The following is a 14,315-nucleotide window of genomic DNA, read 5'->3' on the forward strand; positions in this document are numbered from 1 at the left end:
GTATGTAATTAATAGAAATATGAAGTAATTAGAAACGTGGAGGGAAAAGTAACATGACAGCCAAATGGGAAAAAAAAGGCACCAACGACGGTGTATTAACATTTGAAATTTCACAAGAGTTAATTCAACCAGAATTAACTAGAACTTTCAATAAAGTAAAGAAAAACATCAGTGTTCCAGGATTTAGAAAAGGTAAAATCTCACGTCAAGTTTTCAACAAAATGTACGGAGAAGCAGCATTATATGAAGATACATTAAATGCTTTATTACCAGCAGCGTATGAAGCAGCGATTGAAGAAGCAGGGATTGACCCAGTTTCTCAACCACAACTAAACATTGAAAAAATGGAAGCTGAAGGCGCATGGGTCTTAACAGCTGAAGTTACAGTAAAACCTGAAGTAAAATTAGGGGAGTACAAAGGCTTAACAGTTGAAAAACAAGAACGTGACGTAACAGAAGAAGAAGTTGACGCAGCAATCGAAGAGAAACGTCAATCATTAGCAGAATTAGTCTTGAAAGAAGACGCACCTGCTGAAGATGGCGATACAGTCGTTATCGACTATAAAGGTCTTAAAGACGGCGTTGCATTCGACGGCGGAACAGCTGAAAACTATTCATTAGAATTAGGTTCAGGCACATTCATTCCTGGCTTTGAAGAACAATTAGTTGGCGCTAAAGCTGGCGACGATGTTGAAGTGAAATTAAGCTTCCCAGAAGACTATCAAGCAGAAGATCTAGCTGGTCAAGCGGTTGTTTTCGAAGTGAAAGTTCATGAAGTGAAAACAAAAGAATTACCAGAATTAGATGATGATTTTGCTAAAGATGCTGATGAAGAAGTTGAAACATTTGCAGAGTATAAAGAAAAAGTTCGCAAAGATTTAGAAGAAGCGAAAGAAAACTTGGCGAAAGAACGCGTTGAAGAATTAGCCATTGAGCAAGCAGTTGCCAACGCTGAAGTTGTAGAATTACCAGAAGTAATGGTTCATGATGAAGTACACCGTGGCATGGAAAACTTCTTAAATAACATGCAACAACAAGGTATTACACCAGAGTTATACTACCAAATCACAGGGACAACAGAAGCTGACTTACACAAACAATATGAAGCAGATGCTGACCAACGTGTGAAAACAAGCTTAGTAGTAGAAGCGATTGCTAAAGCTGAAAACTTTGAAGTAACAGACGAAGATTTAGAAAAAGAATTAACGTCATTAGCAGAAGCATATGGTATGGAAGTAGATGCAGTTCGTAATGCTTTATCTAAAGATATGTTAGAACATGACATTGTCTTGAAGAAAGCCTTAGATTTAATTACAGAATCAGCGAAAGAAGCATAAATCTGATTAACCGTAAAGAGGCTGGAACAGGCTTACAAGCTATGTTTCAGCTCTTTTCTTTATCAGGTGCCTACGACATGCATGCAACAAATCATGACGGAGTGAAAGAGAGGCCAGAAAATGTATAATGATTCAAGTGACGATATGAGTACCGTTCGTTGTTCATTTTGTGGGAAATCACAGGATGAAGTAAGAAAGATAGTAGCTGGTCCGGGCGTATTTATTTGTAATGAGTGTATTGATTTGTGTAAAGACATTATCGACGAGGAATTTTATGAAGAAGCCGTTCAAGAATTTGAAGAGGTACCAAAACCGAATGAGATTCTTGCCGCTCTTGATGAGTATGTCATTGGTCAGGAACGGGCCAAAAAGGTCTTGTCTGTGGCAGTCTATAATCATTATAAGCGAATCGGACATATGGATATGGCTGAAAAAGGCGAAGTGGAATTACAAAAAAGTAATATTTGCTTGATTGGGCCAACAGGTTCAGGGAAAACCTTTTTAGCACAGACACTTGCCCGCACCTTGAATGTGCCGTTTGCGATTGCAGATGCGACTAGTCTGACAGAAGCAGGTTACGTCGGAGAAGATGTAGAAAATATTCTGTTAAAACTCTTGCAAGCTGCTGATTATAATGTTGAACGTGCTGAACGAGGCATTATTTACATTGATGAAATCGATAAAATAGCTCGTAAAAGCGAAAACGTTTCGATTACTCGTGATGTTTCAGGTGAAGGGGTTCAACAAGCGTTACTTAAAATCCTAGAAGGAACCGTTGCAAGTGTGCCACCACAAGGCGGACGTAAACACCCACAACAAGATTTTATTCAGTTAGATACGACGAATATCTTGTTTATTGTTGGCGGAGCCTTTGACGGTATTGAAACGATTGTTAAAGAACGTCTAGGCGAAAAAGTGATTGGTTTTGGCAAAGCGACTAAAAAAATGGATGAGTCAGAAAGCTTAATGCAAGCCATTATTCCTGAAGACTTATTAAAATTTGGTTTAATTCCTGAGTTTATCGGTCGTCTACCTGTCATGGCAGCACTTGAAAAGCTAACAGAGGATGATTTAGTCCGTATTTTAACTGAGCCTAAAAATGCTTTAGTTCGTCAATATGTTAAACTCTTAGAGTTAGATGAAACGACATTAGAATTTGAACCAGAAGCATTAAAAGCGATTGCTACTTTAGCGATTGAACGTAATACTGGAGCACGTGGTTTGCGCTCTATTATTGAAACGGTCATGATGGATATTATGTTTGAGATTCCAAGTCGCACAGATATAGCGAAAGTTACTGTGACGGAAGAAACGGTCAAGAAACAGGCAGATCCTGTTTTAGAGTTGATTGAAAAAGAAGCTTAAAGCATTAAAGTTGAAGGACGCATAGCTAAGCTATGCGTCTTTTTTTGTGAAAGTAGACTAGCGATAAAAAGGAGTTAAAATCAAGTCCTCTCTAGGATATCAGTCAGTGTAGATGTATAAAAAAGTTTCAAAGAGTAAGAGTTTTCACATAAAAGCTTGCTCTTATATATAGAACATGTTATCTTTTAGTTAATTGAATAAGAAAGACCACTAGGGGTGCTTGAAGCTGAGATTGGATGAAAAATCCTGACCCTTAGACCTGATCTGGTTAGTACCAGCGTAGGAAATGTGGATGTTTGATAGTCATGACAATGTATCACCAAAAGACTGCAACTAAATAACGCTTGATAAAGCGTTTACAACACCACTTCCTGCGAGAAGTGGTGTTTTTTTATTCTAATAAAGGAGGGAAAATAATTGAGTCAATTAGCAAAAATAAGAGAACAACAGCCTTTGGTTCATAATATGACCAATCAAGTGGTGGCCAATCAAGTTGCTAACGGTTTACTAGCTTTAGGAGCATCACCGATTATGGCGTATGAAAAGGCTGAAATGGAGGACATTGTTTCACTTGCTTCATGTTTAGTCTTAAACATTGGAACGATTACGGAAACAACGTTTGAAAGCATGTTAGTGGCTGGAAAAGTGGCCAATCACAAAAATATTCCGGTCGTACTGGATCCGGTTGGTGTGGGAGCAAGTCAATATCGTCGCGATGTGGTGAAACGTTTATTAGAAGAGGTTAAGATGACGTTAATTCGTGGCAATGCTGGAGAATTAGCAGCACTTGGGAACGTACCATGGGAAGCAAAAGGGGTAGATAGTGGTGAAGGCGAGTATCCATTGCAAGATTTAGCTGTCACAGTGGCACGTGAGTTTCAAACAATAGTGGCGATTAGTGGAGAAATTGACTGGATCAGTGATGGAACAACGACGTATCGTGTAATGGGGGGAAGTCCTCTTATGACGAAAGTCACTGGAATGGGTTGTTTATTAAGTGCGGTATGCGGCGCTTTTATCGGTGTCACGCCTCAAAATAGTGAACGTTTATTAGCAGTTGTAGAAGCGCATGCTTGGTACAGCCAAGTAGGAAGTATGGCGGCACAAAGTGTTTCCTTACCAGGTAGTTTCGTACGTGAGTTTGTCGATTTATTAGCGATTTATGATAGTAAAAATCTTTCGGATTATTATCAACAAATAGAAGTGGAGGACTTAAAATGACGATAGCACAAGCATGTACGATTGCTGGTTCTGATAGTGGTGGAGGTGCGGGGATTCAAGCAGATTTAAAAACATTTCAAGAGCGTCGAGTTTTTGGCACTTCTGTGATTGTCGCCATAACAGCGCAAAATACAAAAGGGGTTCATCGGATTGACAAATTACCCCATGAAAGTGTTCGCGCGCAGTTAGAAGCGGTTTTTGATGATTTTAATCTAGGTGCGATTAAAACAGGGATGTTAGCTGATGAAACTTATATTCGCGAGATAGCTCATTTTTTAAGGCAGTATCCTAATGTACCTTTAGTGGTAGATCCTGTCATGATAGCTAAAGGCGGCGCAGCGTTGATGGAAAACGCGTCCTTATCAGCGATGATTGAAGAAATGGTACCGCTTGCGACACTCATTACACCTAACATTCCTGAAGCAGAAACGATTACTGGTATGACAATTAAAACCGAGCAGGATATGTTAAATGCTGCCAAAAAGATTCAAGCTCTTGGAAGCAAGAATGTTCTTGTTAAAGGTGGGCATGCTTTAAATGATGATGAGGCACGTGATTGTTTAGTGACATCGGAAGGAGAAGTACGTTGGTTTGGGGGGCCTCGTTATGATACGAAAGACACTCACGGTACTGGTTGTACGTATTCCGCATGTATCACAGCAGAGCTTGCGAAAGGACATACGATGATAGAAGCGGTCGAAGTAGGGAAACGTTATATTGATGCTGCCATTCGTGATGGTTTAGGTATCGGACATGGACATGGTCCAACTAATCACTGGGCGTATAGAAAGGTAGAGAAATCACATGACGATTAATTGGCAAGAAGCTTTAGCAGTTTATTTTATTGCAGGAACGCAAGATATTCAGCCAAATGAAGAATTGATAGATGTTTTGGAAGAGGCGTTAAAAGCAGGAGCTACTTGTTTTCAATATAGAGAAAAAGGAACGGGGAGTATGACGAATCCTGATGAACGCTTGGATATGGCGCGCCGCTGTCAAGAAGTTTGTAAACGTTACGATGTGCCATTTATTATTAACGATGATATTGATTTAGCAATTGAGGTCCAAGCGGATGCTTTGCATGTGGGACAGTCCGACACACCGATTGCTGAGACACTTGACTATGTTGCGCCGTTTGGCATCGAGGTAGGCTTATCGACTAATAATCTTCGTCAATATCAGGAAGCTGCAGAAATTGACGGTGTAGCGTATGTAGGAGTAGGTCCGATTTTTCCTACGCAATCGAAAAGTGATGCACAACCAACTGTTGGTCTATCTCTTCTAGCGGAAATCGACCAACTTGATAAGAGAAAGCCAGCGGTCGCGATTGGTGGTATCTCATTAGCGAATATCTACCAGGTGGCGGATTACGAAGTCAGTGGAGTGGCTCTTATTTCAGCGATTACGCAAAGCAAAAATCGAAAGCAAACGATTCAGGCATTTCGTAAGGCACTAAAAAAATAAAACAGGCTATCTGTTTAAGATAACCTGTTTCATTTAAAGTTTAACTAATCTTTTGGAAAAAAGGTTCTAAGCGTGACCAGACCATTTTCAGTAAGGCGAATCCGGCTAAAGCACCGACAGCTGTACTCGCTGCAAAGCTAAGGACGAGTAGCCCAAATGGCATGTTAAGTCCAAGTAGCCATTTCGCTAAGAAAAAGCTGGTGGTGCCACCGAGTAGACTGGTTCCTATGATTTCACCGAGTGTAGCAGAGATAAGATTTTGGTGACGTTGGTAAAAATAACCTGCTAAACCTGCTCCAAACATACTACCCGGAAAAGCAAGTAGTGTACCAGTTCCTAGTATGTTTCGTAAAATGGAACTGCCAAATGCTTGAAGTATAGCGTATCCAGGACCTAAGAGGACGGCACTAATTAAGTTAATAAAATGTTGAACGGGCGCAACTTTTGCAATGCCGATGTTAAAGGATAATAAACTGCCTCCGACTACACTGATTGCCATTAACATGGCGGTGTAAACTAATTTTTTTGTCTTCATGTAAAAAACCACCCTTTTGTTTTGTTGACATCATCATAACAGAAGATAATAGACAAATCAAACAAAATTGTCAATTAAATGAAAGGAGATTTTATGTTAGAGTTAAAAGATATCAGTTTTGTTTATGAAGAACGTCCCATTTTATCGAACTTATCTTTAACGATTGAACCTGGTGAATTTATCAGCGTGATTGGTAAAAGCGGTTGTGGTAAGAGTACGTTGATAAAGTTAATCGCGGGATTGTTAGAACCTAATAGTGGAACAATTCTTTATCAGAAAACACCTGTGACATTAGGGGCGGTCTCTTATATGCCTCAAAAACCTCTACTACTGCCATGGAAAACGGTCAAGCAAAACATCTGTTTATCCGATCGAATTAAAGGTCAAAAAACAATCACTGAAGAAGAATTAAAAATCTGGTTAAATCGAGCGGGACTGGCTGAGTATGAAAATGCCTATCCCCATGAGTTATCTGGTGGGATGCAACAACGTGTCGCATTTTTACGAACGTTAATGTCGAATCAAGATGTCTTATTATTAGATGAGCCATTTGGAGCGTTAGATAGTATGACTAAACAAGTCATGCAAGAATGGTTGTTAACTATTACTACCGAATTAAATAAAACAGTTGTGTTTGTGACACATGATTTAGAAGAGGCGCTTTTTCTTAGCGACCGTATTATTATGCTCGATCATGAAGAGAAACAATCAGAGGAGATATATGTCCCATTTGCACGTCCGCGGATGGGTGAGTTACGATACACAGCTGAATTTCTAGCCGAACGACATCAGTTAGAAGGGAGTCTAAAACGATATGCGGAATTTTAAAGGGACACGGTATCTTCCTTTTACGGTTTTCTTTCTAGGATTATTAGGACTTATCGAGTGGCTCGTTAGACAAAAAGTCATCCCGCATTTTATAATTCCCGCTCCCAGTGGCGTCTTACACGCTTTGCGAGATAACAGTGTCAGTTTATTAGGTCAACATTTACCAATGACACTTTTTGAAACGCTTTTGGGATTTAGTCTAGCGTTATTAATAGGAGTAGGATTAGCGCTACTCATGTATCTTTTCCCCTTTTTTGAAACCTTATTTTATCCGTTTATTTTAATTTCGCAAACCATCCCGATTATCGCGTTATCCCCGATTTTTATCTTATGGTTTGGTTATACCATTTGGAGTAAAGTGGGCATGGGATTTTTACTGGCCTTTTTTCCAATCGTCATTGGCTTATACGACGGATTAAAAGAAACCGATTCTGAAGCAGTCGAATTGTTTTTAACAATGGGTGCTTCTCGTTGGATGATTTTAAAAGAATTGCAATGGCCTTCCGCAATGCCTAATTTTTTTTCAGGATTAAAATTATCAGTCATCTATGCGATGGTTGGCGCAACAATTGGCGAATGGCTAGGGGCTTCTCAAGGTTTGGGATATTATACGCGAAGAATGTCTGGAAATTTACAAGCAGAGGGTGTTTTCGCAGCCATTGTATTACTCTCGATTTCGGGCATGATTTTTTTTGGCATGATTACATTAATCGAAACATATTATTTTAGATGGAGAAAGGAAAGAAAAAAATGAAAAAGAAATGGTTAGGTTTATTAGGCATGACATTAGTAGCAGGAATGGTTTTGACTGCATGTGGAGCAAATAAGAATGAGGCAACAGATGAAACGGGCGCGGCAGAGTCAGCGAAAGATAAAGTTTCGATTATGTTGGATTGGTATCCCAATGCGGTGCATAGCAATATATATGTAGCAAAAGAAAAAGGATATTTTGATGACGAAGGCGTCGAAGTGGAGATTCATATGCCTTCCGATGCGAATGATCCTTTAAAACTAGCGGCAGCTGATAAAGTGGATATCGCAAGTAGCTATCAAACACAATTGTTATTATCACGTTCAGAGGGGATTCCGATTCAAGCAATTGCATCAAATGTGCAACGTCCTTTAGACCAAATGATGTTGAAAAAAGATAGTGAGATTGCTTCACCAAAAGATTTAGAAGGACAAACAGTCGGCTACTCTTCATCTGAAGTACGAGAGGCGATTGTAAAAGCTATGGTTAAAAATGATGGGGGCGATCCGGAAAAAGTATCGTTTGTCGATGTTGGGTTTGATTTAATACCTGCTATCGCAACTGATCGGGTTTCCGCTATTATGGGGGGCTACATCAATCACGAATTACCATTATTAGAAAAAGAAGGCTATCCAATCAAGCAATTTTTACAAGAAGATTACGGTGTACCAACGTCACAAGAATTAGTCTTTGTTGCAAGTGAAAAAACGGTTAAAAATAAACAAGCAGCGTTAGAAAAATTCTTACGAGCTGTAAAACGTGGACAAGAAGAGGTTGTAAAAAATCCAGAGACTTCACTGAAAGTCTTACTCGATCATGCTAATGAGGACTCGCCTTTGGACCCTGAGATTGAAAAGAAAAGTCTTGAAACGCTACTACCTTTAATGGGGGATGAAGCAGAGCCTTATGGCTACCAAAGTGAAGAGCAATACCAAGCGTTAATCGATTGGATGGTAGAACAATCACTGATTGATGACTCTGTTAAAGCAAAAGAATCATTTGTAAATATTTTAAAATAAAAGGAGAATAATCATGACAAAATTCACAGAAGAGTTGTATTCATTAGCGAAACCTATTTGGAAAAAAAGTCACGAGCATCCATTCGTGCAAGAACTAGTAGCTGGTACGTTAACAGAAAAACAATTTCGTTATTACTTATTACAAGATTGTTACTACTTAATCCATTTTTCAAAAGCACATGAATTGTTAGCAGATAAAACAGATAACCAGACAGTCCGAGAGATTCAACTGAGTTGTCAAGCTGGATTGCAAGCAAGTGAAATTGATATTCGTGATATGTTTTTCGAAACATTAAACATTACAGATGAAGAGTATCAAGAAATGATTATTGCACCGACTGCCTATCAATATGTCAATCACATTTACCGTCATGTTTTTACTGGAAGTGTTGAAACTGCCGTAGCTTCTTTACTACCGTGCTACTGGCTGTATAATGAATTAGGTCAAACGTTTGTGGAAAAAGGTTCTCCTGTTCCTTTATATCAAGAATGGATTGAAACATATGATAGTGAAGGTTTTTCAAGCGTTACCCAAACACAAATTGACTTGGTAGACCGTTTGGCTGAACAAGCTTCAGAGGAAACACGAGCAAAAATGAAAGAAGCTTTCCTTATTAGTAGTCAATATGAATTGAATTTCTGGGAGATGTCTTATCAAATCGAAACTTGGGATTATCTCAAATAATAAAAAACACGTACAATTTTGTACGTGTTTTTTATTATTTTCTATCAGCGCTTATAAAAGAATCTGATACTATCAATGTTTTTGAATTCTCTTTCAAGAAAAAAATGTAAAAGCGACTAGAATAAATTGCGAGAATCGTCAGTTTCAAGCACAATATAGAAAGTGTGAAAAAACAATAAAGAGAGGAGATATCGTTTGCTTTTACGATTGAAAAATATCACAAAAGAATATGGAAGTTCAGATAATAAAATAACAGCTTTAGATGATATAACAGTTAGTATTGAAAAGGGCGAGGCTATTGGCATTACAGGTCCTAGTGGCTCGGGTAAATCAACGTTGTTAAAAATTTTGAATTTAGTCGAAGAGCCAACGAGTGGTTCGCTATGTTTTTTAAATGAAGAAACATCTCAGCTTAAATCCAAACAGAAACGCTTATTACAACAAGAGATGAGTATGATTTTTCAACATTTCAACTTGTTGCATAATCGCACTGTTTTAGAGAATATTGTACTTCCTTTAAAATGGCAAAAGAGTCAAAAAATGTCAGCAACAGAGTTGGATGCGCTTTTAAAATTTGTGAATATTGCTCATAAAAAAGAAGCGTATCCTCGTGATTTAAGTGGAGGAGAGAAACAACGGGTGGCAATTGCACGTGCACTTGTCACGCAACCAAAATTGTTACTATGTGATGAGCCGACCTCCGCGTTAGATGAGCATCACAAGCAAGAAGTCTTATCACTATTAAAAAAAGTACAGAGTGAGTATCAGACGACGCTCGTGATGATTAGTCATGATTTTGAAGCCATTCGCGTGCTTTGTGATAAAGCCTATATCCTTGAGCAAGGACGTATGATTGATTGTTTAACAGTCAATCATGATGAGAAAGAAAAAGCACCAATAAGCTTTCATGAACGAGCGAAGGAGGCACTTCAAAGATGACCGATTACGTAAATAAAGTTGTGACCTTCTTACCTGAAATGACAAAAGCAATAACAGAAACCGGCTTAATGTTAGGTATTTCTTTACTGATGGCGGTTCTCTTAGGATTACCTTTAGGAGTAGGGCTCTATTTGTTTAGTCAAAATGGTCGCTATCCTAATCGACTACTTGCCACACTAGGAAATACGTATGTGAATATCGTGCGTTCATTTCCATTTTTATTGCTCGTCATCGCATTAATACCGTTGACTCGTCTGATTTTAGGAACGGCTTTTGGTGTTTATGCAGCAGCGATTCCTTTATCAATTGTGTCGATGGGCATTTACGCACGTTTAGTTGAACAAGTGTTATTAGACGTTCCAAAAGAGGTAGTGGATTTAGCCAAGTCTTTAGGTGTTTCAGGTTTTCAGTTTGTTTGGCATTTTTTGCTAGTAGAAGCGCGTTCTGGATTGATTTTAAGTTTGACGTCAGTCTTAATTAGCATGGTATCATACTCCACTGTTATGGGCGTTGTTGGTGGAGGAGGGATTGGCGACTTTGCCATTCGTTATGGTTATCAGCGTTATGAGTATGACTTGATGTATACAACAATTGTTTTAATGATTATTTTTGTGATGCTCGTTCAGTGGCTAGGCACGCGATGGGCTCACCAATTAGATAAAAGAAAATAGGAGAGTGGATATGATGAAGAAAAAATTATGGTTAGGTATTGGTTTAACAGCTACTTTAGTAGGGTTATGGGCGTGTGGAAATAAAGCAGCTGATACAGCAGATACAGAGACAGCAGCCGAAAAGAAAGAGCCACAAGTGGTTAAAATTGCCGCTCACTTACCTACGATGGTCGATATTATTAAAGTGGCACAAAAAGAAATGGAAAAAGAAGGCTATGATTTACAACTAGTACAAGTCAATGATAATCAACAGTACAATGAACTGTTACAAAATAAAGAAGTCGATGCTAACTTCGCTCAGCACGAGCCTTTTATGAATAAATTTAATGAAGAGAAAAAAGCAGATTTAGTTGCGATTCAAAAGATTTATAATGCGAAGGTAGGCTTTTACTCAAAGAATGTGACGGACAAAAAAGATATACCTGAAGGATCAAAAGTTGCCATTCCAAGCGATGAGTCAAATGAAGGACGTGCTTTGGCTATTCTAGATAGTGAAGGCATTATAAAACTTAAAGAAGGTGTAGGTTTTAATGGAACGGTAAAGGATGTAGAAGAAAATCCAAAAAACTTAGAATGGTTAACGGTTGATTTACTAAACTTAAGTGAAACCTATGATGAGAAAGATGTATCGCTTGTCTATAACTATCCAGCTTATATCGCAAAAATAGGTTTAACACCAAAAGATGCGTTATTTTTAGAAACAAATATTGATGAACGCTTTGCTATTATTTTAGCGGCGCGTGAAGATAATCAAGATACAGCTGAAATTAAAGCATTGAAAAAAGCGATGACCAGTGAAGCGGTTCGTGAATTTTTAGAGAAAGAACATGGAGATACCATCTCTGTTGCCTTTTAAATAGTTGAGCAGGACGTTAAGTTAAAACGTTCTGCTCTTTTTTATGAAAAGACGATGAAACGATGAGGAGAAAGCATTGACAGGTGGCGTTTGCTTTGGTAACCTTTTAACTGATGAATATATGTGAAATTATACACTATTTATAAGGAAGAAGGAAAAAAGATGCATACGCCTGAAGAAATTACAAAGATTACGATTGAGATGGGGTACAAAAAAATTCACAAAACGCTAGAAGCTAAACTGATTCTAGGGTTTATCGGGGGAGCGATGATTTCACTTGGTTACTTAGCTTATATTCGTGTAGTAGCTTCGATTGCAGAAACACTACCAAGTATTGCGTCACTAGCAGGCGCGGCTGTTTTCCCTATTGGTTTGATTGTGATATTACTCGCAGGTGGTGAGCTTATTACGGGAAATATGATGGCCGTATCGATTAGTTACTTTGCGAAAAAAATTACTCTAAAAGAGTTATTGAATAACTGGGCAGTTATTACTTTTGCCAATATTTTAGGGGCTTTATTTGTCGCTTATTTCTTTGGCCACGTAGTAGGTTTAACAGGGACTGGTATTTATTTAGAAGAGACTGTTAAAGTAGCAGGAGCTAAAATTAGTGCCACGCCATTACAAGCGTTTATTTCCGGTATTGGTTGTAACTGGTTTGTAGGTTTAGCGGTTTGGTTAAATTACGGGGCTAAAAGTGCTAGTGACAAAATTTTAAGTATTTGGTTTCCAGTCATGACCTTTGTGGCTATTGGATTTCAGCATAGTGTCGCCAATTTATTTGTTATTCCAGCTGCTATTTTTGAAGGGCATTATACATGGATAGATTTATTAAGTAATGTGCTACCCGTTTATGCAGGAAACATTCTAGGTGGGGCCATTTTAGTGTCGCTTTTTTACTACCGAGCATATATTGTTTCTCATCACTAAAAAAAACAATTGAAACTTTTATTTGAGTTTGTTACTATTATTGTGAAAAATCAAACAAAGGAAAAGGGGAAAAACAAATGAAGTGGAAAAAAGGGTTCATGACATTTTTAGCCGGAACATTACTTTTAGCGGGATGTGGCGCTAAGAAAGAGGAAACAGAGGTAACGAAGGAGAAAGAAACCGCGACAACCGAAGCTGTTTCAGGTGCTTCTGAACATCAAAGTACACCTTTAGAAGAATTAAAAGATAGTTATGACGTCATCATAGTAGGAGCTGGTGGTGGCGGGATGTCAGCAGCGATTGAGGCAAAAGATAAAGGATTAAATCCTGTCATTTTTGAAAAAATGCCAGTAGCTGGTGGTAATACGGTGAAAGCTTCAGCTGGGATGAATGCATCCAATACGCATTATCAAAAGGAACAAGGGATTGAAGATAACAATGACTTGTTTTTTGAAGAGACATTAAAAGGTGGTAAGGAAACAAACGATCAAGAATTGTTACGCTACTTTGTCGATCATTCAGCAGAAGCGATTGATTGGTTAGATGGTTTGGGAATCGAGTTAAGTAATATTACAACAACCGGTGGCATGAGTGTTAAACGTACGCATCGTCCAGCTGATGGCTCGGCTGTAGGACAATATTTAGTAGATGGCTTACAACGCAATGTTTATGAGCGCGAAATCCCACTATTTACGAATGCTGATGTCAAAGAGATTATTGAAAAAGATGGCAAAGTTTCAGGTGCTAAAGTGACATTTAACAACAAAGAAGAAAAAGAAATTAAAAGTAAAGCGGTCATTGTTGCCACAGGTGGTTTTGGAGCAAACTTGGAGATGGTTTCAGAGTACAATCCTGACTTAAAAGGATTTGTCACTACGAACCAAGAAGGCAGTCAAGGGGACGGCATTAAGATGATTGAAAAACTGGGTGGACAAGTCGTGGATTTAGAACAAATTCAAATTCATCCAACAGTCGAACAAGAAACTTCTTATTTAATTACCGAAGCTGTACGCGGTGAAGGAGCTATTTTAGTATCGGATGAAGGTAAACGTTTTGTGAACGAGTTGGAAACGCGTGATAATGTTTCAGCAGCGATTATTGCCTTACCTGAAAAAGCAGCGTACTTAATCTTTGATGCGTCATTAAGAGAACGTGTCAAAGCGATTGATTTTTATGATGAACAAGGCTTGGTTAAACAAGGCGATACAATAGAAGACTTAGCTAAAACTTTAGCGTTAAAACCAGATGTTTTGAAGGAAACAGTTGAGACATGGAATCAAGCTGTCAAAGATGGCAAAGACGCTGAATTTGACCGAACAACTGGAATGGAACATGAGTTATCACAAGCGCCATTTTATGCTATAAAGATTGCGCCAGGAATTCACCATACAATGGGCGGGGTAAAAATCAATACGAATGCTGAAGTGCTAGATAAAGACGGTCATGCGATACCTGGCTTATATGCAGCAGGAGAAGCAACAGGTGGATTGCACGGTAAAAATAGAATTGGTGGTAATGCCGTTGCGGATATTATCATTTATGGACGTCAATCAGGTAACCAAGCAAGTGAATATGTTAAAGCAAATTAAATATTAATAAAACAGGAGACTTTAAAGAGAAAAAGACTTTTCTTTTTAAAGTCTTTTTTCTATAAAAAATGATTAAAACAAGTGGAAAGGTTGTATAATTAAAAGAAAATGCGAATGAGTTTATG

Annotated in this window: 15 protein-coding genes and 1 riboswitch; of the genes, 14 read left to right on the forward strand and 1 reads right to left on the reverse strand. The window is 38.4% G+C overall.

Going from position 1 to position 14,315, the window contains the following annotated elements; translation table 11 throughout:
- Window positions 1–53 precede the first annotated feature (53 nt).
- The 5 genes from tig to thiE all read left to right on the forward strand — a co-directional run bounded on the left by tig (window position 54) and on the right by thiE (window position 5,387).
- Entirely contained in the window at window positions 54–1,337 is a 1,284-nt protein-coding gene (gene tig, locus M2919_RS09475) for a trigger factor (RefSeq protein WP_248848756.1), read from the forward strand.
- A gap of 120 nt (window positions 1,338–1,457) precedes the next feature.
- The gene (gene clpX / locus M2919_RS09480; protein WP_248848757.1) at window positions 1,458–2,702 is read left to right on the forward strand and encodes an ATP-dependent Clp protease ATP-binding subunit ClpX; all 1,245 of its coding nucleotides are present in this window, start codon (window positions 1,458–1,460) and stop codon (window positions 2,700–2,702) included.
- Between the two features lie 202 nt (window positions 2,703–2,904).
- A riboswitch (TPP riboswitch) is annotated at window positions 2,905–3,006 on the forward strand.
- 113 nt (window positions 3,007–3,119) lie between these two features.
- Window positions 3,120–3,923 carry a hydroxyethylthiazole kinase gene (gene thiM, locus M2919_RS09485; protein ID WP_248848758.1) on the forward strand — a complete coding sequence of 268 codons (804 nt, stop codon included), beginning with the start codon at window positions 3,120–3,122 and terminating at the stop codon, window positions 3,921–3,923.
- Window positions 3,920–4,738 (forward strand): bifunctional hydroxymethylpyrimidine kinase/phosphomethylpyrimidine kinase, encoded by an 819-nt coding sequence (gene thiD / locus M2919_RS09490; RefSeq protein WP_222318705.1) that lies wholly within the window; start codon window positions 3,920–3,922, stop codon window positions 4,736–4,738. The genes thiM and thiD overlap by 4 nt, the downstream gene beginning before the upstream one ends.
- On the forward strand, window positions 4,728–5,387 hold the full coding sequence (thiE, locus tag M2919_RS09495) for a thiamine phosphate synthase (protein ID WP_126760664.1): 660 nt from the start codon (window positions 4,728–4,730) through the stop codon (window positions 5,385–5,387). Before thiD ends, thiE begins: the two co-directional genes overlap by 11 nt.
- Before the next feature lie 40 nt (window positions 5,388–5,427).
- Here thiE and thiW read toward each other — a convergent pair whose 3' ends face one another.
- Window positions 5,428–5,922, reverse strand: coding sequence for an energy coupling factor transporter S component ThiW (gene thiW / locus M2919_RS09500; RefSeq protein ID WP_248848759.1), 495 nt, complete (start codon window positions 5,920–5,922; stop codon window positions 5,428–5,430).
- Window positions 5,923–6,000: 78 nt separating this feature from the next.
- On the opposite strand from thiW, the gene M2919_RS09505 reads away from it, so the two are divergent.
- The 9 genes from M2919_RS09505 (at window position 6,001) to M2919_RS09545 (ending at window position 14,190) form a co-directional block, all read left to right on the forward strand.
- Window positions 6,001–6,750, forward strand: coding sequence for an ABC transporter ATP-binding protein (locus tag M2919_RS09505; protein WP_248848760.1), 750 nt, complete (start codon window positions 6,001–6,003; stop codon window positions 6,748–6,750).
- Window positions 6,737–7,504: an ABC transporter permease gene (locus M2919_RS09510; RefSeq protein WP_126760661.1), complete on the forward strand. Its 768-nt coding sequence runs from the start codon at window positions 6,737–6,739 to the stop codon at window positions 7,502–7,504. The genes M2919_RS09505 and M2919_RS09510 overlap by 14 nt, the downstream gene beginning before the upstream one ends.
- Window positions 7,501–8,520, forward strand: a complete 1,020-nt coding sequence (locus M2919_RS09515) for an ABC transporter substrate-binding protein (RefSeq protein WP_168413687.1) — start codon at window positions 7,501–7,503, stop codon at window positions 8,518–8,520. Before M2919_RS09510 ends, M2919_RS09515 begins: the two co-directional genes overlap by 4 nt.
- 13 nt (window positions 8,521–8,533) lie before the next feature.
- Window positions 8,534–9,205 (forward strand): thiaminase II, encoded by a 672-nt coding sequence (gene tenA / locus M2919_RS09520; RefSeq protein WP_248848761.1) that lies wholly within the window; start codon window positions 8,534–8,536, stop codon window positions 9,203–9,205.
- Window positions 9,206–9,412: 207 nt separating this feature from the next.
- Window positions 9,413–10,144 carry an ATP-binding cassette domain-containing protein gene (locus M2919_RS09525; protein ID WP_248848762.1) on the forward strand — a complete coding sequence of 244 codons (732 nt, stop codon included), beginning with the start codon at window positions 9,413–9,415 and terminating at the stop codon, window positions 10,142–10,144.
- On the forward strand, window positions 10,141–10,815 hold the full coding sequence (locus tag M2919_RS09530) for a methionine ABC transporter permease (RefSeq protein ID WP_248848763.1): 675 nt from the start codon (window positions 10,141–10,143) through the stop codon (window positions 10,813–10,815). The genes M2919_RS09525 and M2919_RS09530 overlap by 4 nt, the downstream gene beginning before the upstream one ends.
- A 13-nt stretch (window positions 10,816–10,828) precedes the next feature.
- Entirely contained in the window at window positions 10,829–11,671 is an 843-nt protein-coding gene (locus tag M2919_RS09535; RefSeq protein ID WP_248848764.1) for a MetQ/NlpA family ABC transporter substrate-binding protein, read from the forward strand.
- A 162-nt stretch (window positions 11,672–11,833) separates the two neighbouring features.
- Window positions 11,834–12,601 carry a formate/nitrite transporter family protein gene (locus M2919_RS09540; protein WP_126760655.1) on the forward strand — a complete coding sequence of 256 codons (768 nt, stop codon included), beginning with the start codon at window positions 11,834–11,836 and terminating at the stop codon, window positions 12,599–12,601.
- Window positions 12,602–12,678: 77 nt separating this feature from the next.
- Window positions 12,679–14,190: a flavocytochrome c gene (locus M2919_RS09545; protein WP_248848765.1), complete on the forward strand. Its 1,512-nt coding sequence runs from the start codon at window positions 12,679–12,681 to the stop codon at window positions 14,188–14,190.
- The last annotated feature ends 125 nt before the right edge of the window (window positions 14,191–14,315 follow it).

The organism is Vagococcus lutrae, from assembly GCF_023299185.1.
GTDB classification, from domain to species: Bacteria; Bacillota; Bacilli; order Lactobacillales; family Vagococcaceae; genus Vagococcus_A; species Vagococcus_A lutrae.